Origin of the sequence: Pseudomonas sp. EL_65y_Pfl2_R96, from assembly GCF_963970905.1 — a bacterium.
GTDB lineage: Bacteria > Pseudomonadota > Gammaproteobacteria > Pseudomonadales > Pseudomonadaceae > Aquipseudomonas.
The window spans coordinates 213,626-236,228 of record NZ_CAXAQH010000003.1; the positions used below are offsets into that span (position 1 = coordinate 213,626).

A 22,603-nucleotide genomic window follows, 5' to 3' on the forward strand; every position below is an offset into this window, starting at 1 on the left:
CGGGCTCCCGCTGAAGGAATACGTATTAAAGGGAATTCAAAAACGCCAGCAACGCCGCGCGCTGCTCGGCATTGAAAGACAAAACCTGTTGCTGCGCCGCCTTTGCCTCGCCGCCATGCCAGAGCACGGCTTCGAGCAGGTTGCGGGCGCGGCCGTCATGCAAAAACTGGGTGTGGCCGCTGACCGTCTGCGTCAGGCCAATGCCCCACAACGGCGGCGTGCGCCAGTCGCGGCCGCTGGCCTGGAATTCGCTGCGGTTGTCGGCCAGGCCATCGCCCATGTCGTGCAGCAGCAGATCGCTGTAAGGGCGAATCACTTGATTGGCCAATTCAGGTTCCGCGGCGTTGGCGGCGGTGGTGTATTGAGGCGTGTGACAAGACTGGCATCCCGCCTGGAAAAACAGACTCTTGCCGGCCAGCACTTGCGGCGCGCCGACATTGCGACGGGCCGGCACCGCGAGGTTACGGCTGTAGAACAGCACCAGACGCAGGATGTTATCGCTGACTTCCGGCTCGCCATCCGGGCCATTGCCGTTGGGCGCCTGCTTGCAAGCGGTTTGCGCGTCGGTGCAGTCATCATAGGGTCTCAGGCTGGTCGTGAGGCCCATGTCACCAGAGAACGCGTGAACATTTTGTTGATTGAGGTTCGGTTGCCCGGCTTTCCAGCCAAATCGTCCGAGAACCGTCTTCTGCTGCGCGTCGTCCCAGACCCGGTTCGGTCGTCCGGCGATGCCGTTTTTCTCCCGGGCCTGGGCCTCTGCGTTGGCCAGGATGGCCTCGTCAGGGATCGCTTCAAGCAAGCCCAGGCCAATCATCGGTGGTGCGATGCGTGCCGAGAAACGCGTGTCGGGGTGCATCGGGCCGTAGCCGAGTTGGGTCATCTGCAAGGTCGGTTCACGCAACTCGATTTCGCTGCCGTCCTTGAAACGCACCGGGACCGGCGTGTAATCGACGCGCACCTTGCCTTCCGGAGCGACGCCGGGCACCGACATGTCCTGGAACTGGCCGCCGTAGACCGGCTCTGGCACCACGCCCTGTTGTTCGATGACCTTGGCATAGGCGGGTGCATTGGGGATCGACAGGCGCACCAGCATCGACACCGCATTCGGCGCATCGGGCGTCGGTGGATGACCGCGGCCGTCCTTGATGTGACAGTTCTGGCAGGCGTTGGTATTGAACAGTGGGCCAAGGCCATCGCGGGCGGTGGTGGTCGACGGCGCGATCACCCAGGGGCTGCGAAAGAAACTGTTGCCGACGCTGAAATCGACGCGTCGTGACGGCGGCAGGTTGGCGGAGGGCAGGGAGAATGCGTTCTGATCGGTTTTGCGCACCGTCGCGCTGCCACCGGACCGGGCTTCGCCGGGTTCGGCCCGGGTAAAACGCGGGGCGTCATCGCAGGCACTCAGGCCCAGGGCCAGCAACAGTGCAGACAAGCGAAGAGGCAGCGAGGGCATCGGACATCCTGCAAGACGAGCAAAACAAGGGCGCAAAGTCTAACAGGGCAGGGGAGTTTGAATAAGAGGAATTATCGTTTGGTTGATCTGAGGCAACTGATCATTCCCACGCTCTGCGTGGGAATGCCTCAACGGACGCTCCGCGTTCGGCTCTGGATGGGACGCGGAGCGTCCCGGGCTGCATTCCCACGCAGAGCGTGGGAACGATCGGCGCGAGGGCATGAAAAAGGCGACCCGCGGGTCGCCTTTTTCACTCAGCCAGCGTTGATCAGAACTCGTGATCAGCGTTGTCCGGGTTCAGGTCGCTGATGCCCAGTTTGCCGGCGGCCGCTTCGATCGAACCGGTTTGCTTGACCAGCGAGGCGATGGCGTCGCGAACGATCTGGTTGCCAGCAGTGTTGCCTGCCGCGATCAGTTGGTCGTAGTGCTCACCCTTGTTGGCGTGATCGACCATGACCTGGATCTTGGCTTCGGTGGCGGCCAGGTCGGCTTTCAGCGTGGTGTCGGCTGCCGGGTCGGCTTTGGCGACCAGGGACGACAGGCTGGCGCCGGTCAGCTTGGTGCCATCGACGCGGGTGTATTCGCCCAGGTACACGTTACGCACGCCTTTGGCATCGTAGAAGTGCGAGTTGTGGGTGTTGTCGCTGAAGCAATCCTGTTCGTCTTCCGGGGAGTTGGCTTCCAGGGAAACCTTCATGCGCTCGCCCGCCAGTTCGCCCAAGGACAGGCTGCCCATGCCGAACAGCATTTTGCGCAGACCGGTTTCAGCCGGTTCCGCTTCCAGCGTAGCGCGGTAGTTGTCGGCCACGTCCGGCTTCCAGTTACCGACCATTTCTTCCAGATCGTTGACCAGCAGTTGGGTCACGGATTTCAGGTAAGCGCGACGACGATCGTTGTGACCGCCGGTAGCGCCTTTGCCTTCCAGGTAGTCAGAGGCTGGACGGTTGCCGGCGCCAGGGCCGGTGCCGTTCAGGTCCTGGCCCCAGAGCAGGAATTCGATGGCATGGTAGCCGGTGGCGACGTTGGCCTCGGAACCGCCCAGCTCGTTCAGGCTGGCGAGTTTTTCCGGGGTGATGTCTTTGACGTCGACCTTGTCTTCGCCGACCTGAACCTGGGTGTTGGCGATGATGTTGGCGGTGGCGCCCGGGTTACCCAGTGCGTGTTCGTAGGATTTGTCGACGTAGTCGATCAGGCCTTCGTCCAATGGCCAGGCGTTCACCTGACCTTCCCAATCGTCGATGATGGTGTTGCCGAAGCGGAACACTTCACTCTGCAGGTAAGGCACGCGGGCCGCGACCCAGGCAGCCTTGGCGGCTTTTAGGGTGTCGGCGTTCGGCTTGGCGAGGAATGCGTCGACGGCGGATTGCAGGGTTTTCGCGGTGGATTCGGCATCGCTGTAAACGGCGAAGACCATGTCGGCATAGTGCGCAACCACAGCCTTGGCGGCGGCTTCGTCGACTTTACCGGTGGCAGCAGGTGCAGCCGGGGCAGCTGTGCTGGCAGCCGGGGTCGGCGCTTGTGGAGCGGCAGCCTTGTCTTTGCCTTCGCCGCAACCGGCGAGGGAAATAGCGATGGCCAGCAGACTGGCGGTGGCCAGAGGCATACGAATCATGGCGAACATCCTGCTTCGGTGATGGAGTGGGCGCGCACGGGTGGCGCGCAAAACTGCGACATAATGCAAATCTTTCGCATTATGTGTAAAGGGTTGTACCTGTAAATATTTCTTATTCACGCAAAGAGGCTGGACGCATTAAAAGATCGCAGCCTCGTCTCACTCGACAGCTCCAGGGAGACGCGGTCCACGTAGGAGCTGCCGAAGGCTGCGATCTTTTCGCTATGAAGAAGAACTTACAAAATGGCCGCGTTACTGCGCTGGGCCTGCTTGAGGTAGGCGCTCAACTCCCGCGCCGGCAGCGGTTTGCTGTAGTGATAGCCCTGACCTTCGTGGCAGCCTTCGGAGATGATGTAGGCCTCTTGCTCGGCGGTTTCCACGCCTTCGGCAATCACCTGCATGCCCAGGCTCTTGCCCAGCTGGATGATGGCCCGAACGATGGTCGCATCGTCGTCGTCATCGAGCAGGTCCTGCACGAAGCTCTTGTCGATCTTGATCTTGTCCAGCGGCAGGCTTTTCAGGTAGCTCAATGACGAATAACCGGTGCCGAAGTCGTCGATGGCGATCAGCGCACCGGAGCGACGCAGGCTCAGCAAGTGCTGGGCGGCGGTGCTGATGTCTTCCATCAGGCCGGTTTCGGTGACTTCCAGCTCCAGGCTGCGCGGTGGCAGACGGTATATCTGCAGCAGATTATTGACCACCCGCGGCAACTCGGCGTGGTGCAGTTGCACGGTGGACAGGTTCACCGCCATGCGCAGGTCGACGAAGCCCTGATCGTGCCATTCGCGCAATTGTTTGCAGGCCTGATCCAGCACCCATTCGCCAATGGCGATGATGGTGCCGTTCTGCTCGGCGAGCGGAATGAACAGGTCCGGCGGCACTAGCCCATGCTCCGGATGCTGCCAGCGAATCAATGCCTCGACACCCACCACGCGATGATCGCGGTAGCTGATCTGCGGCTGGTAGACGAGGTAGAACTGGTCGCGGATCAAGGCATCGCGCAGGTCTTTTTCCAGCTCGCGGCGGCGCCGCATTTCCGTATCGACGCTGGCAATATAAAACTGATAGCGGTTGCGCGAGCGAGTCTTGGCCAGGGTCATGGTCTGCTCGGCTTTTTGCAGCAGCTTCTCGGTGCTGTCACCGTCCTCGGGGAACAGGGTGATGCCGATGGTGGCGCGCAGGCGGATTTTCTGATGATCGAGGGCGAACGCCGCTTCCAGATCATCGAGAATGCTTTGGGCCAGTTCGGCGGCTTCATAGGGTTGTTCGATGTCGGCCTGGACCAGTGCGAACTGGTCACCCCCCAAACGGGCGAGGGCGCCAAGGCGACCGCTGTGAGCCCGCAGGCGATCGGCCAGGGCCAGCAGCAACTGGTCGCCGGCCTGATAACTGAACTGTTCGTTGATGCCTTTGAAATCATCGAGCCCGACACACAGCACTGCGACCCGTCGCTGCAATTTGCCGGCGTCGACGAGGATTTTGTCCAGCTGTTGCTGTAATTGCTGGCGGTTCGGCAGACCGGTGAGGAAGTCGTACTGGGCCATGCGCAGCAGGCTGTTTTCCGCTACGTGGCGCAGGTGAGTGTTGCGTTCGATGGACTCGAGCAACTGGTTGGCGGTGTTGATCCAGATCCCCAGTTCGTTTTTCTCATGACCCTTGAGCTGCGGAATCTTGTGTTCGCTGGGCCGATCCGGGTTGACTTCGGTCAGGTGTTCGATGATCCGCGACAACGGTTTGGTCAGCAGCCAGTGGTAGACCAGATACAGCACCAGGGCCATGGCCATGGCGCGCAATACACCAGAGATGAAAATGATCACCGAGCTGACGATGAATCCCTTACCGTAGGTGGCGGTGTCGAGCGTAATGCTCAGGTCGCCGTAGTACTCGCTGTAGGGGCCGCGACCCACCAATTGAGTGGTGAAGGTGCGTTCCTTGCCGAGGATCAGATCGGTCAGCCAGCGACTGTGGGAGTGCTGCAACTCGCGAGATTTTTGCGCGAGCATGGCTTCGTGGGGGTGGCCGATGGAGGCCATGCGCACGGCGTCGTCCTGGAACAGGCCTTCGATTACCTGCATGCCCATTTCCCGGTCCAGGCTGTAGACGGCCTGGGTGGAGGGGTCGCGGAACATGTCGAGGATGCGCTGGGCATCGTTGGCCACAGCCTGGCGTGTTTTATAGGCATCGAAAACGATCTGCGCGCAGCTCAAGACCACGCCGACGATCAATGCCGACAAGAGCACGACCCGGAGCAACTTCACCGACAAGCTGTTCTTGAGTTCCAGCTTCAAAGGGTTATTCCTTGTTCCGTGCGGGTAGCGTCAAGTTGCCATGAGTATTGGCAATCCCGTGATGGCAGTCAAAGGGACAATCCAACCCAGGGGATTTTGCCGGTGGCTTGGCCGATATGCTGCTGTTTGGAGTATTTGCCTATTGGTACTGTGTCGGTTGTCGGGGCCTTCAACTTGAGGCGATTGAAACAATTTTTCCTTGGGGTTGATGTTAAACCGCTGTGCTGTGGGGACAAGAGGGCGAATGCCGCTCACATTGTGGGAAAGCGAGCTGATTTTTCATAGAAGCACCCAATCCAACTGTGTGCGGGCTTGCTCGAGAAAGCGGTGTGACAGCCAACCCATCCATGGCGGTTGTACACAAACCCATGTAGGAGCTGCCGAAGGCTGCGATCTTTTGATCTTGAACATCAACGTCAAAAGATCGCAGCCTTCGGCGCTCCTACGGGATTGTCGAGCCCATAAAAAACCCGGCATAAAGCCGGGTTTCTTGACTGGCGCGAAGCTTAAGCGGTGAAGGTTTTGCCTTCGAACTGCTCAGCCACGAATTTCCAGTTGACCAGGTTCCAGAACGCTTCGACGTACTTAGGACGAAGGTTGCGGTAGTCGATGTAGTAAGCGTGTTCCCAGACGTCGCAGGTCAGCAGCGGGGTGTCGCCGCTGGTCAGCGGGTTGCCGGCGCCGATGGTGCTGGCCAGGGCCAGGGAACCGTCAGCCTTTTTCACCAGCCAGCCCCAACCGGAACCGAAGGTGCCGATGGACGTTTTGCTGAACTCTTCCTTGAACTTGTCGAACGAACCGAAGGCTGCGTTGATGGCATCAGCCAGCGCGCCGGTTGGTTGACCGCCGGCATTTGGCGCCAGGCAGTTCCAGTAGAACGTGTGGTTCCAGACCTGAGCGGCGTTGTTGAAGATACCGCCCGAGGAAGTCTTGACGATTTCTTCCAGGGTCTTGCCTTCGAACTCGGTGCCTGGCACCAGATTGTTCAGGTTCACGACATAGGTGTTGTGGTGCTTGTCGTGGTGGTATTCCAGAGTTTCCTTGGAAATGTGCGGCTGCAGGGCATCGTGTGCATAAGGCAGCGGCGGCAATTCGAAAGCCATGATGATTCTCCTAATCAGGTCAGTTGCGGTGAGCGCAAGGCCGATCACGGGCGGCCAGACATGCGCCGGGGAGTTTGTACTCTTTGCGGCGCAGGGATCGGATCATAGCACCGGGGGTGCGGCATAACCACGCAACAACTGTGTGGAATAGAGGTTCCAGAGCCTTTTGGAATAATCAGCCAGCCGCGATTAATTGAAAGGCCACAGCGAACATCATGACGGCGACCAACAGATCGAGGATTCGCCAGGTGCTTGGCCGTGCCAGCCATGGTGCGAGCCATGCCGCGCCAAGGGCTAAAGTGAAAAACCACAACAATGACGCACTGGCCGCGCCCACGACATAAGCACCGGGCTCGGTCTGTTGTGCGCCGAGAGAGCCGATCAGCAACACGGTGTCCAGATAAACGTGCGGGTTGAGCAGGGTCACCGCCAAAGCGCTGAGCAGCACCGCCCGCAGTGAACGTACAGTCTGGTTTTCGCCTTGTTGCAGGCTTTGCTTCGAGCACGCCCGACGCAGGGCCAGGCTGCCATACCAGATCAAAAACGCCGCGCCACCCCAACGGGCGATGGCCAGCAGGGTCGGGTTTTGCGCCAGCACCGTCGCCAGGCCGAATACCCCGGCGGCCACCAGCAACGCATCGCAGGTTACGCAGAGCGCCGCCACCGGCAGGTGATGTTCGCGCCGAAGGCTCTGAGCCAGCACAAACGCATTCTGGGTGCCGATCGCCATGATCAGCCCCGCAGCCACCAACAGGCCGTTCACATAGCTTTGCCACATACGTTTTACTCCGCGTTGCTCGCCAGATCCCGCAGTACCTGCAGGGCGCGTTCGGCATCGGCCTGGCCGACGAACAAATGATCGTGGTAATAGCCGGCAATCACGTTGCAACTGATGCCGGCCTTGCCCAGTGCCGTGGCGAACGCGGCGGTCAGGCCGACGGCTTCGAGGGCCGAGTGCACGTTCAAGGTGATCCAGGCGGCGACGTAGTCGAAACTGAAACCGGCTTTTTCGGCGTGAGAACGTTGCAGAATTACCGTCAGCCCTTCCTGTTCGCGAAAGCTGCCGACGATCTCAAGGCCTGCGGGCAATTGGCCGTCGGGCAAGGTGCAGAACACGTATTCGCCGTCGTTGAGTTGCGGGCTCATGCTGCGCAGCAGGGTGGCCAATGACGTTTCGCCAGCCATGTCGGTGATCCTTGTTCAAGAGTTCTTGCTGGCCATTCTCCGGTGGGAAGATGTATAAGAAAAACAAATAATTCTGATCGCTCATTAGGAAAACTGATGTTCGACTACAAATTACTGTCCGCGCTCGCCGCTGTGATCGAACAGGCCGGATTCGAACGCGCCGCGCAAGTGTTGGGTTTGTCCCAATCGGCGATCTCCCAGCGCATCAAACTGCTGGAGGCACGGGTCGGCCAACCGGTGCTGGTGCGCGTAACGCCACCGGCCCCGACGGAGATTGGCCGGCGATTGCTCAACCATGTGCAGCAGGTGCGGTTGCTGGAGCGGGATCTGCAAACCCTGGTGCCGGCGCTGGACGAAGAAGGCCTGCCGGAGCGCCTGCGCATCGCGCTGAACGCTGACAGCCTGGCCACCTGGTGGGCTGCGGCTGTGGGGGACTTTTGCGCACAGGAGCATCTGTTGCTCGACCTGGTGGTGGAAGACCAGACCGTCGGCCTCAAACGCATGCGCGCAGGCGAAGTAGCGGGATGTCTCTGCGCCAGTGAACGACCGGTGGCCGGTGCGCGCAGCGTTCTGTTGGGGGCGATGCGTTACCGTGCGCTGGCCAGTCCGGCGTTCATTGCCCGGCATTTTCCCGACGGTGTGCGCGCCGACCAGTTGGCCAAAACCCCGGCTCTGGTGTTTGGCCCAGACGATTTCCTACAGCATCGTTACCTCGCGTCTTTAGGCGTGGATGGTGGTTTCGAACACCATTTATGCCCTTCGTCCGAAGGGTTTCTTCGTCTCACGGAAGCGGGGCTTGGCTGGGGCCTGGTGCCTGAATTGCAGGTGCGCGAGCAACTGGAGCGCGGAATCCTGCGCGAGCTTTTGCCAGATAAGCCGATCGATGTGCCGCTGTACTGGCATTATTGGCGCAATGGCGGTCAGTTGTTGGGGTTACTCACCGATCAATTGGTGCGCTCGTCGAAGCAATGGCTGGTGCCGTTGGATTGACGGGCAGCGTCAAGACCTCACGCCATACGCAAAACGCAAAGCGAAATATTCGGAGCAATTCATGAAGATTCTGGTCACCGGCGCAAGCGGCTTCATTGGCGGACGCTTTGCGCGTTTCGCCCTGGAGCAGGGCCTGGACGTGCGGGTCAACGGTCGCCGGGCCGAGAGCGTCGAGCATTTGGTGCGCCGTGGCGCCGAGTTCATTCAGGGCGACTTGAGCGACCCGCAACTGGCGCGCGACCTGTGTTCAGACGTCGAAGCCGTGGTCCATTGCGCCGGCGCTGTCGGTTTGTGGGGGCGGTATCAGGACTTTCATCAAGGCAATGTCCAGGTCACCGAGAACGTGGTCGAGGCCTGCCTGAAACAGCGAGTGCGGCGCCTGGTGCACTTGTCGTCGCCGTCGATCTACTTCGATAGCCGCGATCATTTGGGTTTGACCGAAGAGCAGGTGCCCAAGCGTTTCAAACATCCCTACGCCGCGACCAAATACCTGGCCGAGCAAAAAGTCTTCGGTGCGCAGGAGTTCGGTCTCGAGACTCTGGCCCTAAGGCCACGTTTCGTGACGGGGGCCGGGGACATGAGCATTTTCCCCAGGCTGCTGAAGATGCAGCGCAAAGGGCGGTTGGCGATTATCGGCAATGGCCTGAACAAGGTCGACTTCACCAGCGTGCAAAACCTCAATGCAGCGTTGCTCAGCAGTTTGCTGGCCAGCGGTTCGGCCCTGGGCAAGGCCTACAACATCAGCAATGGAGCGCCGGTGCCGTTGTGGGATGTGGTCAATTACGTGATGCGCCAAATGGATGTCCCACAGGTGACCCGTTACCGTTCCTACGGCTTGGCCTACAGCCTTGCCGCGCTCAACGAGGGTGTGTGCAAGCTGTGGCCAGGTCGTCCCGAGCCGACCCTGTCGCGGCTGGGGATGCAGGTGATGAACAAAAATTTCACCCTGGACATCAGCCGCGCACGACATTATCTGGACTACGATCCGAAAGTCAGCCTCTGGACCGCCCTCGATGAATTTTGCGGCTGGTGGAAGGCTCAGGACATTCGCTGACACACAAGGACCGTCCCGTACTGAACCGAGTTCGGGGTTCAGGGTCAACCGGTGCGGCAGCGGGGGTTATACTTCGCCGCATCAAGCCATCACCGCGTTTTACAAAGGTTGACTCAATGTCCATGCGTAACGATGCCAACGACGACTTCGACGATGTCCCGAGCCTGCGTGCCGACAGCCTCGACGACGATGATTTTCCGACCACCGCTCGCACTTCCGTGCGTTCGCGCACCACACCGGTAGTCAAGGTCAAGGGCCCGAGCACCGGCCCGTTGTGGGCGTTGGTCGGTGCGTTGTTCTTTGCCTTCGCCGGGCTTGCCTGGTGGAGTTTTCAGCAGATCTCGCTGATGGAGCAGCAACTGGTGGCGACCCAGGAAAGTTTCGCGCGCATCAGTGAGGAAGCGGCGGGGCGCTTGCAGGACATTTCCGGCAAGGTCGTGGCCAGCCAATCCAACGTCAACACCGACAGTGAAGCGTTGAAGCTGCAAATCAAACAACTGGAAGGCAAACTCCAGGACCAGAGCAAACAGCTGGAAAGCAAACTTCAGGACCAGAGCAAACAGCAACAAGGCGTGCTCGGCCAGACCTCCGATCTGGACAAGCGCCTGGCGCAAATGACTGCGCAAACCACCGAACAACAAGCGGCCAATGCTCAGTTGCAGGCTCAGGTCAAAGCCTTGAGCGGCGAACTGGCCGCGTTGAAGAGCGCACCGGCCGATACCAGCAAAGTCGATGCCCAACTCAAAAGCCTTGGCGCCGACATCACCGCGTTGAAGAGACAAGGCAACCCGAGTGCCGCCATCGAACGCCTGGAGCAAGACATGATCGTGCTCAAAAGCCAACAGGACAATCGCCCGGCCGCTGCGCAAGGCGGCACCAACACCGCCGAGTTCGACGCCTTCCGCGGCCTGGTTACCCGCAACATCAACACCCTGCAGGCGCAGATTCAGAATCTGCAGCAACAGCTGCGCCCCCGGCCTCAATAGCCCGATGCAGTGATGAGGCCTGTGGTTGATCGTTCCCACGCTCTGCGTGTGAATGCAGCCCGGGACGCTCTGCGTCCCATTGGAACGCGGAGCGTCCCTTGAGGCGTTCCCACGCAGAGCGTGGGAACGATCGGTCGGAGGGGTTAGCGGACCGTGTCCTCCCGCCCCCGCAACACCCTGTTCGGCATGGCAATCGCCGCCGCCAACCCCAGCAGCGACACCGCTGCACTGACCATCAGCAAATGCCGAAAAGTCAGCAGCAACTCAGCGCGCAAGGCGTTCTGCGCATCCCCCGGCGCGGCGTTCAAACCATCGAGCAAGACATTCCCCGAACGGCCCTCGGCAATCAGCGACGAACCGGCCAGGTGCGCGAAACTCGAATCCTGCAGCAACGCCAGCAACAGTGCTGACATCAACGCCACTCCCACCGCGCCGCCCAGAGCACGGAACAGATTGGTGGTGCTGGTGGCGACGCCAATGTCCCGTTGTTCCACCGAGTTTTGCGTGCCCACCAACGAGGTCGGGAACTGCATGCCGCCAGCGATCCCGCAGAGCAACATGAACAAGCTGCTCAGCACAAACGCCTGAGGCGCACTGAACGCCATGCCGAGAATCGCGAATGGCATCAGCAGGGCGCCGGTCAGGATCATCGGTTTGTAACGACCGGTCACCGAGGTCCGGCGCCCGGCGAAATACGCGCCGATCGGCAAGCCCATGGCCAGCGGCAACAGGTGCAACGCAGCGCTGTCGGCGCCGGCGCCGGTGACGCTCTGGAAGCGCAACGGCATCAGCACGATCAGGGAAATCGCCTGGAAACTGGTGAAGAAAATCGTGCACCAGCAGAGGATCGCATTGCGGTTGGCGAACAAGTGCATCGGCAGCAACGGTTCCCGCGCCCGCCGTTCATGCCAGACGAACACGGCCAGCACGACTACCGCACAACCGAGCAAACCCGCCACTTCGGCGCTGCGCCACGAATGGCCCTGGCCAACCTGAGTGATGCCCAGCAGCAACGCCGTCAGGCCAATGATCATCAGCAACGTGCCGAGGTAGTCGATGATCGGCTTGCGCTGCGGCACCGGCAGCCCCACCAGTGTGCGGTAGGCCACCAGCCAGGCACCCAGGCCCAACGGAAGATTGATCAGAAACACCCAGCGCCAGGACAGGTATTCGGTCATGTAGCCACCGAGTACCGGGCCAGCCACGCTGGCCACCGCGTACATGCTGCTGAAGTAACCCTGATAGCGACCGCGTTCGCGCGGTGGGACGATGTCGCCGATGATCGCCTGGCTCACCGAAATCATCCCGCCGGCGCCGATGCCTTGAAAGATCCGCGCCAGCACCAGTTGCTCCATGCTTTGCGCCATGCCGCAGAACAATGACGCCAGGGTGAACAAGCCCATGCCAAACAGCATCAACCTGCGGCGGCCATACAGATCGCCGAGCTTGCCGTAAATCGGCACCGCCACGGTCATCGCCACCATGTAGCCGGAAATGACCCAGGCCAGCAGGTTGACGTCCTTGAACTGCGCGGAAATCGCCGGCATCGACACAGCGACGATGGTCTGGTCCAGCGCACCCAGAAAGATCGCCAGCATCAGGGCGATCAGCACGCTGCGAATGGCCGGTTTGGGCGTGTCAGGCTGGTTGAGATTGGTCACGGGTAAAACCTGCGGGCAGTGATGGACCCGCAAGAGCCAAGGCGAGCGGGAATGCTCGCCAGTGTAAGTCGGTAGCAGGCTATTCGATAGCCTCATAAGGAAGGCCGACGTAATTTTCTGCGATGGTTTTTCGGCCCGCCTCGGAGTCAACGAAATAGGCCAGCTCCGACTCGCTGATGCGTTGGCTGAACGCATCGTGGTCGTCGAAGCGGTGCAGCATCGAGGTCATCCACCAGGAAAACCGCTCGGCCTTCCACACTCGCCGCAGGCAGACCTCGGAATATTTCTCCAGCAAATCCACACGCCCTTCGCGGTAAACCTTCAGCAGAATATTGAACAACGTACTGACGTCGCTGGCCGCCAGGTTCAAGCCCTTGGCGCCGGTGGGCGGGACGATGTGCGCGGCGTCGCCGACCAGGAACATCCGCCCGTACTGCATCGGCTCGACCACGAAACTGCGCAGCGGCGCGATGCTTTTTTCAATCGAGGGGCCAGTCACCAGAGAGGCGGCGAGGGCGGCCGGCAGACGGGATTTGAGCTCATCCCAGAAGCGTTGGTCAGACCAATCCTCGACTTGATCCTGAGCCGGTACCTGGAGGTAATAACGGGTACGTGTCGTCGAACGCATGCTGCACAGTGCAAACCCACGTTCATGCCGTGCGTAGACCAACTCTTGGTGAACCGGTGGCGTGTCGGCGAGAATCCCCAGCCAGCCGAACGGATACACCCGCTCGAATACCTTCAGGCAGTCGGCAGGAATCGACTGCCGCGCTACGCCATGGAAACCGTCGCAACCGGCGATGTAGTCACAATCGAGTCGCCAGGTTTCGCCGTCCTTATCGAAGGTGACATAGGGTTCAGCGGTTTTCATGTCATGGGGGACGACGTTTTTCGCTTCGTAGATCGTCTGCGCGCCAGCGTCCCGACGGGCGGCCATCAGGTCGCGGGTGACCTCTGTCTGGCCATAGATCATCACGGTTTTACCGCCGGTCAACGCCTGCAGATCGATGTGCACGAGGCGTGCGTCGAGGGCCAGTTCGAAGCCTGCGTGAACCAGCCCTTCGGTGTCCATGCGCTGACCCACTCCGGCCTGACGCAACAGCTCTACCATGCCTTGTTCGAGCACCCCGGCGCGGATGCGACCCAGCACATAGTCCGGGGTCTGGCGTTCGAGGATCAGGGTGTCGATGCCGGCGTTATGCAGCAATTGGCCGAGTAGCAAACCAGAGGGGCCGGCGCCGATGATGGCGACTTGGGTTTTTAGTGTTTTCATTGTTTTTATGACTCGCAAGCTCCACGCGACCAAGGCCGGTGAATGATTTTTATGGATCGATTACTTGCATTTTTCACTTGCGAGTCTGTCAATTGAAGGTGAAAACTGAGCCGATACCTGTACATTCTGCCAATCGGTGCGATTATCGCCCCGTTACCCTCGAGGCCTGGATTGAAGTGATGAACAAGCCTGACCTGCCATCGATTCCGGTGTTCAAACTCTACGGTGAAAGCCTGGACTGGCCGACCCCGGATTTGTTGCACTGTGAAACCATTTCAAAACGCAGCCGCGAACATCAATGGGAAATCAAACCCCACCGCCACGCTGATTTGTGTCAGTTGCTCTTCGTTTTCAAAGGTCAGGCAGAGCTTGAAATCGAAGGCAAACGCTCACAATTGATCGAGCCGGCCATTCTGATTCTGCCGCCGTTATCGGTGCATGGTTATCGGTTTTCCGAGGACGTCGAGGGGTTCGTCGTCACGCTGGCCGCGCCCCTGGTCGCCCATCTTCAGGCGCAACTGGGCAATTCGGTGAATGCCCTGGCACAGGCCGAAAGCTATCCGGCGGGACAGGACAGCGGGTACCTCAACAGCCTGTTTTCAGCGCTGCAAAGCGAATACACCGGCCATCAACCGGCGCGGGAAATGCTCATGCATTCGCTGGTCAGCGTGATCATGGTGTGGGTCAGCCGTCAGGTGATTCAGCGCCACGCTGCCAATCAGCGTCCGCAGCGTGCCCGGGAATACCTCAACGGTTTTATTCAGCTGGTGGAAGAAACCTATCGCCAGCACGTCAAGGTCGAGGACCTGGCCCATCGGCTGGGGATTTCCGTGTCCCACCTGAACGGCACATGCCGTGAGCTGGCGGGGCAACCGGCGTTGCAGATCATGCATGAGCGTCAATTGCTGGAGGCCAAGCGCTTGCTGACCTACACCAGCATGACCATCTATGAAATGTCCGATGTGTTGGGGTTTTCCGATCCGACCAACTTCACACGCCTGTTCAGGCGTCGGGTGGGGATTTCGCCCAAGGCCTTTCGCGACCGCTTGAAGGCCGATCAGGACAACGAGGGCTGATCCCCCTTTTCGTTACCGGAGGGCGTTGAGGCTCGCATTGTGGGGAATGCAGCGCTCGAAGTTGCAACTCGCGAAGTCACGGGGCACTTTTCGCAACTGTTCGACGCGCCAGGCGGCCGTGCCATACAGCGCCAGTGTCGCCGCGCAAGTGATGAAAATGGCGAGGTATCTTCTTGTTTTGATGTTCATGGCGTTTGACCTCTGAACGAATACCTTTCGGTACTACTTTGAGCATAGGTCAGCGCGGATGAGTTGCCAGGGCCCTCGCGTTTAACGCGATATTCAGAACGATGATGACCCCTGTGGGAGCGGGCTTGCCCGCGATAGCGGACTGTCAGTCAGCATCTTTGTTGAATGTGACGACGCCATCGCAGGCAAGCCAGCTCCCACAGGGGGGGTGTTTACAGGCCGACATCCCACGCCGGTTCTTCGGGAAATCTGAGCACCAGAAAATCCAGCATGCTGCGCAGCGCCGCCGGCATGTGCTTGCGTGAGGCATACACCGCATAGATGTTCATCTGCCGGGGCTCGGCCTGGGGCAGCAGGCGGATCAGTTCGCCGCTGTGGATATGCACACCCGCTTGATAACTGGGCAGCATCGCCACGCCGGCCCCGGCCATCGTCGCGCGCAATAGCGTGCTGGCTTCGTTGGCGCTGATGTTGCCTTGCACCGGCACCGAGACGGGCTCGCCGTCCTGTTCGAAATGCCAGAGGCTCTTGCCGAAGTAGGAGTGGGTCAGGCAGTTATGCCGGCTCAGGTCCTCGACGCGGTTCGGTGTCGGATGCTCGCGCAGGTAAGCGGGGGAGGCGCAGATCACTGAGCGGCAGACCGTCAGCCGCCGGGCGATCAGGTTCGGGTCCAGGTCGTTGCTGGTGCGGATGGCCAGGTCGATGCGTTCATCCACCAGGTTCACCGTGCGGTCGAGCATTTGCATATCGATGCTGACGCCGGGGTAACGTTTGACGTAAGCCGCCATGGCGTCGGCCAGTTGCGCCTGGCCGAACGAGGTGCTGACGCTGATCCGCAGCAGGCCTCGCGGTGCGTCGTCCGGTTCGCTGACGGCGGCCTGCATGTCGGTGGACAAATCGAGCATCTGCCGACAGCGAGGCAAAATTTCCGTCCCGGCGGCGGTCAGGCTCAACTTGCGCGTGGTGCGGTGCATCAGGCGCGCGCCGACCCAATCCTCCAGCTCCGCCAGATACCGTGAAACCACCGGTCGCGACAGGTCCAGGTGATCGGCGGCGGCCGATTGACTGCCCAGGTCCACCACCGTAACGAACACCCGCATTGCTTGTAGACGATCCATGATTTGCCCGCTTTCAGAAACAAACTATGTTCAAGCATCGCATTTTTTGTATCGAACCAGGCAACTAAGCTCTGTCCCATCGCCAAACACGGCATTCGGACAACGGAGCAACAGATGATCGGCTTCACATCAATCAAACGCATTCTTCTGGCAACCGCCACCCTCGGCTTCGCGGCCCACGCCGCGGCGGCGTCCACCCTGACGCTGGACGTCTACAACCCTGGCACCAATGCGATCTTCCCGGTGACCTCGGTACTGGTCAGCGGTGAGAAAGAAGCGATTCTGGTGGATGCGCAATTCGGCAAAGCCCAGGCCGAACAGGTGGTGGAAAAAATCCGCGCCAGCGGCAAGCAACTGACCACCATCTACATCAGCCACGGTGACCCGGATTACTACTTCGGCCTCGACACCGTGACCAAAGCGTTCCCGAAAGCCAAAGTGCTGGCCTCGCAACCGACCGTCGATCACATCAAAAAAACCGTCGACGGCAAACTGGCATTCTGGGGCCCGAAAATGGGGGGCGACGTGCCGAACAAAACCATCGTGCCGCAGGTGCTCAAGGGCGACAGCCTGATGCTGGAAGGGCAGAAGTTGCAGGTGGTCGGCCTGGATGGCAAGCAGCCGGATCGCAGCTTTGTGTGGATCCCGTCGATCAAGGCAGTGGTCGGTGGTGTGATCGTCGCCGAAAACATTCACGTGTGGATGGCTGACACCCAGACCCCGCAGTCCCATGCCGATTGGCTGACGACGCTGCACACGATTGAAGCCTTGAAGCCGAACACCATCGTGCCGGGTCACTACCTGGGTGAGAGCGCTCGCTCTCTGGCGGCGGTGCAGTTCACTGCCGATTACATCAAGGCTTTCGACGAAGAAACCGCCAAGGCGAAAGACGCTGCCGAGCTGATCGGCGCGATGAAAAAACGCTACCCGACCCTGGGTGAAGAAAGCTCGCTCGAGCTGAGCGCCAAAGTCGCCAAGGGCGAGATGAAGTGGTAATCCGCCGCACTCAACTGATCATTCCCACGCGAAGCGTGGGAACGATCTATGAGCATCTCTTAGCGGCTTTGCGCCTGCTCCACCAACCACCCCATCAATTCGCGCAACTTCGGCGAAGGTTCCGGTTTCTCGGGGAACACCAGGTAATACGCCAACCCGGTTTTCACCTTCAAATCAAAGGGCATGACCAGCCGCCCGGCACTCAAGTCATCGCCAATCAACGACCAATCACCAATCGCCACGCCCGTCCCCTGGGACGCCATCGACATCGCCAGGTCCAGGGTTTCGAAATGCTGGCCCTTGCCGACATTGCTCAGATGAATATCCGCCGCTTTCAGCCAGGCTTTCCAGTCCCGCTCATCCCGGGTTGGATGCAGCAACAGGTGCTGTTGCAGATCGGCCGGGGTCTGCAAGGCTAACGGCCCTTCAAGCATCGGCCGGGAACACACGGGGGTCAGTTGCTCATCGAACAAATGATGAGAAACCAGTGAATTGTCCGGCGGCGCGCCATACATCACCGCCGCATCGAATTGCTCGCGATGAAAGTCCACGCCGTGTTTCACCGTGGTGGTCAACTCCACCGGCACATCCGGGCGTTCCTTTTGCCACTGCAACAGGCGCGGCAACAGCCAGCGCATCACGCAGGTCGGTGCCTTGAGTTGCAGGGTTTCGCGCTTCTCGCCGATCTGTTCAACCGCCTCGTCGATCAGGCCGAAAATCTGCTGCACCCGTGGCAGCCATTCCCGTCCTTCGGCGGTCAAGCTCAAGCCCCGCGCCTGACGAATGAACAGCTCATACCCCAGATGATCTTCCAGCCCGGCGATCTGCCGGCTCACCGCACCTTGGGTGATGTGCAGTTGTTCGGCGGCCCGGGTGAAGTTGCAGCACTGCGCGGTGATCAGAAAAGTGTGCAGCGCCGGCAGGGGAGGCAATCGTTTCATTGGGATCCAAGGTATGACGTGAGGACATGGCTAGTATGACTTTTTATCCATTGTTGCGGCGACGTGTCGCCCGTTCCAATGAGGCCATCCCTGGACCTGCCAACCCATCATAAACACAGCGCAGGCCCGGCGTCTCAAACGAACAAAAAGGGCAAACACATGGCGACGTGCGGCGAAGTATTGGTCAAGTTACTCGAAGATTACGGGGTCGAGCAGGTGTTCGGCATTCCCGGGGTGCATACCGTGGAGCTGTATCGCGGGCTGGCCCGTTCGAGCATCAACCATGTCACTCCACGCCACGAACAGGGCGCCGGTTTCATGGCCGACGGTTATGCGCGCACCAGCGGCAAACCGGGTGTGTGCTTCATCATCACCGGCCCCGGCATGACCAACATCACCACCGCCATGGGCCAGGCTTACGCCGACTCGATCCCGATGCTGGTGATCTCCAGCGTGCAATCGCGCAGCCAATTGGGCGGCGGGCGCGGCAAGCTGCATGAGCTGCCGAACCAAGGCGCACTGGTCGGCGGTGTGGCGGCGTTCTCCCACACGTTGATGTCGGCGGCTGAATTGCCGGGCGTGTTGGCCCGCGCCTTCGCGCTGTTCCAGGCTGGGCGTCCGCGTCCGGTGCACATCGAAATCCCGTTGGACGTGCTGGTGGAAGAAGCCGATGAGTTGCTCGCCAGCGTGCCGGTGAACATCGATCGAGCCGGTGCCTCGCCAAGCGCGATCAGCCGCATGACCGAACTGCTTGCCGGTGCAAAATGCCCGTTGATTCTCGCCGGTGGCGGCGCCATCGATGCGGCGGCCGAGCTGACTGAGCTGGCCGAACTGCTGGATGCGCCAGTGGCTCTGACCATCAATGCCAAGGGCATGCTCGAATCCAGCCATCCATTGCTGATCGGTTCGACCCAAAGTCTGGTGGCAACCCGTGCACTGGTGGCCGAGGCCGACGTGGTACTGGCCATCGGCACCGAACTGGCCGAAACCGATTACGACGTCACCTTCGCGGGTGGTTTCGAAATCCCTGGCGTGCTGCTGCGCGTGGACATCGACCCCGACCAGACCGTGCGCAATTACCCGCCGAAGGTCGCGTTGGTGGCTGACTCGCGCCACGCCGCTCAGGCCTTGCTGAGTGCGCTATCCCACAAGTCGCTGGCCGAGCGTCGCAACGATTGGGGGCAAGTGCGTGCCGCGCGTTTGCGCGATGAACTGGCCGCGACCTGGGACGCCCCGACGCTGGCTCAGACCCGCTTCCTGGAAACCGTGCTGTACGAATTGCCGAACGCGGTGTTCGTTGGCGATTCGACCCAACCGGTGTACACCGGCAACCTGACCTTCAACCCGGAACGCCCGCGTCGCTGGTTCAACTCGTCCACCGGTTACGGCACCCTCGGTTACGCCTTGCCGGCGGCGATTGGCGCCTGGCTCGGTGGTAGCGTCGAAGGCGGTGCGCGCCCTCCGGTGGTGTGCCTGATCGGCGACGGCGGTCTGCAATTCACCTTGCCGGAACTGGCCAGCGCGGTGGAAGCACGCACCCCGGTGATCGTATTGCTGTGGAATAACCAGGGCTACGAAGAGATCAAGAAATACATGGTCAACCGTGCCATCGAGCCGGTGGGCGTGGACATCTACACCCCCGATTTCATCGGTGTGGCCAAGGCGCTGGGCTGCGCGGCCGAGGCGGTCAGCGGTGTCGAAGAACTGCGCAGCGCGCTGCGTCTCGCCACCGATCGCCAGGGCCCGACCCTGATTGAAATCGATCAGACCCAGTGGATGAAGGCGGTGTCGAAATGAGTTTTTCTGCGACGTTCCCGACCACGCTTGACGGCCTGTACATCGATGGCCAATGGTCGGCCGGCAACGAACATCTGCGCGTAATCAACCCGGCAACCGAAGCGCTGCTGACCACCGTTAACGGCGGCGATGCACACGCTGTCGATCAGGCCGTCACCGCGGCGGCCAATGCTTTCAAGGAGTGGTCGAAAACCACCGGCGCCGAGCGCGGCGCGATCCTGCGCAGAATCGCCACTGGCGTGCAGGCCGGTCGCGAACAGTTGATGAAGTTGCAGTCGAGCAACAACGGCAAACCGCTGTTTGAAGCGGCCATTGATGTCGACGATGTAATCGCCACGTTCGAGTATTACGCCGATCTGGCCGAAGGCCTGGACGCGAAACAAGACAGCGCCGTGGCGTTGCCGAGCGATGATTTCAGCGCCCGTTTGCGCCGCGAGCCTTGCGGTGTGGTGGGGCTGATCGTGCCGTGGAACTTCCCGATGGTCACCACCGCCTGGAAACTCGCCCCGGCCCTGGCCGCCGGTTGCTGCGTGGTGCTCAAACCGTCTGAAGTGACGCCGCTGCCGGAGCTGGAACTGGCAACGATCATTGCCGAGGCCGGTCTGCCAAACGGTGTGTTCAACCTGGTCTGCGGCACTGGTCTTGCTGTTGGCGCACCGCTGTCGGCTGACCCGCGCATCGCCAAGATTTCCTTCACCGGCAGCAACGCAGTGGGCGTGCAGGTGATGCAGCGGGCGGCGGAAACCGTGAAAGGCGTGAGCCTGGAACTGGGCGGCAAATCCTCGCTGCTGGTGCTCAAAGACGCAGACGTAGAACTGGCCGTGGAAGTGGCCTGTGGCGGCGGTTTCTTCAACGCCGGGCAGATGTGTTCCGCCACCAGCCGCGTGCTGGTCGCCGATGAGCTGGCGGATAAATTTGTAGCGCGACTGAAGGCACGTGCCGAAACCATTCGCGTGGCCGACCCGTTCGATCCGAATGTGGAAATGGGCGCACTGGTCAATCAGGCGCAATACCAGCGAGTGCTGGGGCACATCGATCGCGGTTTGAGCGCTGGCGCGAAACTGATCTGCGGCGGTAATCGCCCGGCAGATCTGCCGCGCGGCTATTTTTTGCAGCCGACCATTTTCATCGACGTGCCCTCAGGCAGTGCGTTGTGGTGCGAAGAGATTTTCGGCCCGGTGATCTGCGTGCGCAGTTTCACCTCTGAAGCCGAGGCGATCGCCCTGGCCAACGACAGTCAGTTCGGTCTGGTGGCCAGCGTGGTCACCCGCGACAGCGAAGCGGCGGATCGGGTCGCCAATGCTTTGCAGGCGGGGCTTGTGTGGATCAACGCGCCGCAAGTGATCTTCCCGCAGACCGCCTGGGGTGGCTACAAACAGAGCAGCATCGGCCGCGAATTGGGGCCGTGGGGCTTGCAGGCTTTCCAGGAAATCAAACACGTGATTCGGGCCATCTGACAGCACGAAAAAGGTGAGCGCATGCCTCTTGATGAGGCATGCGCCAGCGTCATGGCTTCAATGAGTTTTTATCGATAGTCAGGTGTTTTGCACGACCTCAGGATGAACCCGCCGGCTCAGCTAACCCCCCGTAAATACGGGGTCTAATGCAGATCTGGCCGCGCGGATGCAACGGTTGCGACCAACCTCATACTTAAAAAAACAAAGGGAGTCCTTCATGGGCGAGCATGATCTGAACAGACGTCAATTCATCAAAACCGTGGGCGTAGCTTCGGTTGCAGCGGCGGCCATGAGCATGCCGTTCATCCGGGCCAATGCCAGCGATACACGCTTTGCGGGCAAGACCCTGCGCTTGCTGACCTGGTCCGATGACACGGGCCTTGCGGCGCTGCGCAATATCGCGGCCACCTTCGAAGACAAATACGGCTGCAAGGTCATCGCTGACCGCACCGGCAGCACTTCGGAAATGGTCGCCAAGCTGAAGGCCGGCGGTGATCGCCCGCAGTACGACATCATCACTCTGGCAGGCGTCGGCGCCGAAGGTCTGGCCGCCGCCAACCTGCTGGAAAAACCCGACCTCAACCGCATTCCCAACCTGGTCGACGTGCCGGAGAAATACCGCACCGGCGCCAACGGTCATGGCATCGGTTACCTGTTGTGGTGCAACAGCCTGGTCTACAGCACCCGCACCCAGAAAGAAGCCCCGGCCAGCTACGCCGCCCTGTGGGACGCGGACCTGGCACCGAACATCTTCCTGCCGCCACCGAACTGGACCGAGGCCATGGACCTGATCATCATCGCCGCCAAACTGGCCGGTGGTGACGAACACAACATCGAGCCGGGCTTCAAGAAACTCGCCGAGCTGAAAGATCGCGTCGTGACCTTGGGCGAAAACCCGAACCAGATTGCCGAGCTGTTCCGCACCGGTTCCCTGGACATGGGCGGCTTGTACGCGCCGGCGTTTTTCCCGAAACAGATTCGCGATCCGGCCTACGGCCTGGGCGCCACGTTCGGTATGAAGGAAGGCTTCTACACCGACCTGATGTTGTCGGTGATGCCGAAGAATCGCCCGGGCGATATCGACCTGGCCTACGCCTTCATCAACCACTCTCTGGACCCGCTGGTGCAGGGCAAGATGGCCGAAGACATCTACAACGGCCCGGTCAACGCCAAGGCGATCATCTCCGCCGAAGCGCGCAAGAGCCCGTACATCCTCACGCCGGAGCAGATTGCCGAGAAGGCGATCATGCACGACAACGCCTTCCTGGCCACCGTGCATGACCAATGGATTCGTCGTTACACGGAAATCTTTTCTTCCTGATCGAGTGGCGAACACGGGTCTTTAGAACACTGCAAAACACTGTGGGAGCGGGCTTGCCCGCGATGACGGCCCCCCTGTCGATACTGATGTGACTGACAGATTG

The 22,603-nt window shown here is 60.5% G+C and carries 19 protein-coding genes; 8 read left to right on the forward strand and 11 right to left on the reverse strand.

All coding sequences use genetic code 11. The annotated features are described in order from the left end of the window. Window positions 1–25 precede the first annotated feature (25 nt). The 6 genes from AACY49_RS05400 to AACY49_RS05425 all read right to left on the reverse strand — a co-directional run bounded on the left by AACY49_RS05400 (window position 26) and on the right by AACY49_RS05425 (window position 7,641). Complete coding sequence (locus AACY49_RS05400; protein ID WP_339522159.1) at window positions 26–1,453, reverse strand: di-heme oxidoreductase family protein; 1,428 nt, start codon at window positions 1,451–1,453, stop codon at window positions 26–28. A gap of 268 nt (window positions 1,454–1,721) precedes the next feature. Further along, window positions 1,722–3,065, reverse strand: coding sequence for an imelysin family protein (locus AACY49_RS05405; protein ID WP_339522161.1), 1,344 nt, complete (start codon window positions 3,063–3,065; stop codon window positions 1,722–1,724). 236 nt (window positions 3,066–3,301) lie between these two features. Continuing rightward, window positions 3,302–5,353 carry a putative bifunctional diguanylate cyclase/phosphodiesterase gene (locus AACY49_RS05410; RefSeq protein WP_258699340.1) on the reverse strand — a complete coding sequence of 684 codons (2,052 nt, stop codon included), beginning with the start codon at window positions 5,351–5,353 and terminating at the stop codon, window positions 3,302–3,304. A gap of 506 nt (window positions 5,354–5,859) precedes the next feature. After that, on the reverse strand, window positions 5,860–6,456 hold the full coding sequence (locus tag AACY49_RS05415) for a superoxide dismutase (protein ID WP_056852722.1): 597 nt from the start codon (window positions 6,454–6,456) through the stop codon (window positions 5,860–5,862). A gap of 175 nt (window positions 6,457–6,631) precedes the next feature. Beyond that, window positions 6,632–7,234, reverse strand: a complete 603-nt coding sequence (locus AACY49_RS05420; RefSeq protein WP_339522169.1) for a LysE/ArgO family amino acid transporter — start codon at window positions 7,232–7,234, stop codon at window positions 6,632–6,634. 5 nt (window positions 7,235–7,239) lie between these two features. Continuing rightward, window positions 7,240–7,641: an ACT domain-containing protein gene (locus tag AACY49_RS05425; RefSeq protein WP_258699342.1), complete on the reverse strand. Its 402-nt coding sequence runs from the start codon at window positions 7,639–7,641 to the stop codon at window positions 7,240–7,242. Window positions 7,642–7,737: 96 nt separating this feature from the next. Here AACY49_RS05425 and AACY49_RS05430 point away from each other — a divergent pair, with 96 nt between their 5' ends. From AACY49_RS05430 to AACY49_RS05440, 3 genes are all read left to right on the forward strand, one after another. Further along, window positions 7,738–8,631 (forward strand): LysR family transcriptional regulator ArgP, encoded by an 894-nt coding sequence (locus tag AACY49_RS05430; protein ID WP_258699343.1) that lies wholly within the window; start codon window positions 7,738–7,740, stop codon window positions 8,629–8,631. A gap of 61 nt (window positions 8,632–8,692) precedes the next feature. Beyond that, complete coding sequence (locus tag AACY49_RS05435) at window positions 8,693–9,685, forward strand: NAD-dependent epimerase/dehydratase family protein (protein ID WP_339522173.1); 993 nt, start codon at window positions 8,693–8,695, stop codon at window positions 9,683–9,685. A gap of 116 nt (window positions 9,686–9,801) precedes the next feature. Continuing rightward, the gene (locus AACY49_RS05440; RefSeq protein ID WP_258699345.1) at window positions 9,802–10,671 is read left to right on the forward strand and encodes an ATPase; all 870 of its coding nucleotides are present in this window, start codon (window positions 9,802–9,804) and stop codon (window positions 10,669–10,671) included. A 143-nt stretch (window positions 10,672–10,814) separates the two neighbouring features. Here the strand turns inward: AACY49_RS05440 and AACY49_RS05445 are convergent, their stop codons facing one another. Together AACY49_RS05445 and pobA are read right to left on the reverse strand one after the other, a co-directional pair. After that, entirely contained in the window at window positions 10,815–12,332 is a 1,518-nt protein-coding gene (locus tag AACY49_RS05445; protein ID WP_258699346.1) for an MDR family MFS transporter, read from the reverse strand. Between the two features lie 79 nt (window positions 12,333–12,411). Next, window positions 12,412–13,605 carry a 4-hydroxybenzoate 3-monooxygenase gene (gene pobA / locus AACY49_RS05450; RefSeq protein WP_258699347.1) on the reverse strand — a complete coding sequence of 398 codons (1,194 nt, stop codon included), beginning with the start codon at window positions 13,603–13,605 and terminating at the stop codon, window positions 12,412–12,414. Between the two features lie 179 nt (window positions 13,606–13,784). On the opposite strand from pobA, the gene AACY49_RS05455 reads away from it, so the two are divergent. Further along, window positions 13,785–14,681, forward strand: coding sequence for a helix-turn-helix domain-containing protein (locus AACY49_RS05455; protein WP_339522177.1), 897 nt, complete (start codon window positions 13,785–13,787; stop codon window positions 14,679–14,681). A 12-nt stretch (window positions 14,682–14,693) separates the two neighbouring features. Here AACY49_RS05455 and AACY49_RS05460 read toward each other — a convergent pair whose 3' ends face one another. Then, window positions 14,694–14,870, reverse strand: coding sequence for a hypothetical protein (locus AACY49_RS05460; RefSeq protein WP_007938859.1), 177 nt, complete (start codon window positions 14,868–14,870; stop codon window positions 14,694–14,696). A 212-nt stretch (window positions 14,871–15,082) separates the two neighbouring features. Beyond that, on the reverse strand, window positions 15,083–15,988 hold the full coding sequence (locus AACY49_RS05465; RefSeq protein WP_258699349.1) for a LysR family transcriptional regulator: 906 nt from the start codon (window positions 15,986–15,988) through the stop codon (window positions 15,083–15,085). Window positions 15,989–16,102: 114 nt separating this feature from the next. On the opposite strand from AACY49_RS05465, the gene AACY49_RS05470 reads away from it, so the two are divergent. Then, window positions 16,103–16,984 (forward strand): MBL fold metallo-hydrolase, encoded by an 882-nt coding sequence (locus tag AACY49_RS05470; protein WP_339522182.1) that lies wholly within the window; start codon window positions 16,103–16,105, stop codon window positions 16,982–16,984. A 59-nt stretch (window positions 16,985–17,043) separates the two neighbouring features. On the opposite strand, the gene AACY49_RS05475 is transcribed toward AACY49_RS05470, so the two are convergent. Continuing rightward, complete coding sequence (locus tag AACY49_RS05475) at window positions 17,044–17,925, reverse strand: LysR substrate-binding domain-containing protein (RefSeq protein WP_258699352.1); 882 nt, start codon at window positions 17,923–17,925, stop codon at window positions 17,044–17,046. 159 nt (window positions 17,926–18,084) lie between these two features. Here AACY49_RS05475 and AACY49_RS05480 point away from each other — a divergent pair, with 159 nt between their 5' ends. The 3 genes from AACY49_RS05480 (at window position 18,085) to AACY49_RS05490 (ending at window position 22,500) form a co-directional block, all read left to right on the forward strand. Continuing rightward, complete coding sequence (locus tag AACY49_RS05480; RefSeq protein WP_339522186.1) at window positions 18,085–19,722, forward strand: 5-guanidino-2-oxopentanoate decarboxylase; 1,638 nt, start codon at window positions 18,085–18,087, stop codon at window positions 19,720–19,722. After that, window positions 19,719–21,179, forward strand: a complete 1,461-nt coding sequence (locus AACY49_RS05485; RefSeq protein ID WP_339522188.1) for an aldehyde dehydrogenase family protein — start codon at window positions 19,719–19,721, stop codon at window positions 21,177–21,179. Before AACY49_RS05480 ends, AACY49_RS05485 begins: the two co-directional genes overlap by 4 nt. Before the next feature lie 217 nt (window positions 21,180–21,396). Continuing rightward, entirely contained in the window at window positions 21,397–22,500 is a 1,104-nt protein-coding gene (locus AACY49_RS05490; RefSeq protein WP_339522190.1) for an extracellular solute-binding protein, read from the forward strand. Window positions 22,501–22,603: the final 103 nt, after the last annotated feature.

Excerpts from the sequence above, each read along its gene's own strand:
- AACY49_RS05400 (WP_339522159.1), bottom strand. The coding sequence starts at position 1,453 with ATGCCCTCGCTGCCTCTTCGCTTGTCTGCACTGTTGCTGGCCCTGGGC.
- AACY49_RS05405 (WP_339522161.1), bottom strand. The coding sequence starts at position 3,065 with ATGATTCGTATGCCTCTGGCCACCGCCAGTCTGCTGGCCATCGCTATT.
- AACY49_RS05415 (WP_056852722.1), bottom strand. The coding sequence starts at position 6,456 with ATGGCTTTCGAATTGCCGCCGCTGCCTTATGCACACGATGCCCTGCAG.
- AACY49_RS05420 (WP_339522169.1), bottom strand. The coding sequence starts at position 7,234 with ATGTGGCAAAGCTATGTGAACGGCCTGTTGGTGGCTGCGGGGCTGATC.
- AACY49_RS05425 (WP_258699342.1), bottom strand. The coding sequence starts at position 7,641 with ATGGCTGGCGAAACGTCATTGGCCACCCTGCTGCGCAGCATGAGCCCG.
- AACY49_RS05430 (WP_258699343.1), top strand. The coding sequence starts at position 7,738 with ATGTTCGACTACAAATTACTGTCCGCGCTCGCCGCTGTGATCGAACAG.
- AACY49_RS05435 (WP_339522173.1), top strand. The coding sequence starts at position 8,693 with ATGAAGATTCTGGTCACCGGCGCAAGCGGCTTCATTGGCGGACGCTTT.
- AACY49_RS05440 (WP_258699345.1), top strand. The coding sequence starts at position 9,802 with ATGTCCATGCGTAACGATGCCAACGACGACTTCGACGATGTCCCGAGC.
- pobA (WP_258699347.1), bottom strand. The coding sequence starts at position 13,605 with ATGAAAACACTAAAAACCCAAGTCGCCATCATCGGCGCCGGCCCCTCT.
- AACY49_RS05455 (WP_339522177.1), top strand. The coding sequence starts at position 13,785 with ATGAACAAGCCTGACCTGCCATCGATTCCGGTGTTCAAACTCTACGGT.
- AACY49_RS05460 (WP_007938859.1), bottom strand. The coding sequence starts at position 14,870 with ATGAACATCAAAACAAGAAGATACCTCGCCATTTTCATCACTTGCGCG.
- AACY49_RS05465 (WP_258699349.1), bottom strand. The coding sequence starts at position 15,988 with ATGGATCGTCTACAAGCAATGCGGGTGTTCGTTACGGTGGTGGACCTG.
- AACY49_RS05470 (WP_339522182.1), top strand. The coding sequence starts at position 16,103 with ATGATCGGCTTCACATCAATCAAACGCATTCTTCTGGCAACCGCCACC.
- AACY49_RS05475 (WP_258699352.1), bottom strand. The coding sequence starts at position 17,925 with ATGAAACGATTGCCTCCCCTGCCGGCGCTGCACACTTTTCTGATCACC.
- AACY49_RS05480 (WP_339522186.1), top strand. The coding sequence starts at position 18,085 with ATGGCGACGTGCGGCGAAGTATTGGTCAAGTTACTCGAAGATTACGGG.
- AACY49_RS05485 (WP_339522188.1), top strand. The coding sequence starts at position 19,719 with ATGAGTTTTTCTGCGACGTTCCCGACCACGCTTGACGGCCTGTACATC.
- AACY49_RS05490 (WP_339522190.1), top strand. The coding sequence starts at position 21,397 with ATGGGCGAGCATGATCTGAACAGACGTCAATTCATCAAAACCGTGGGC.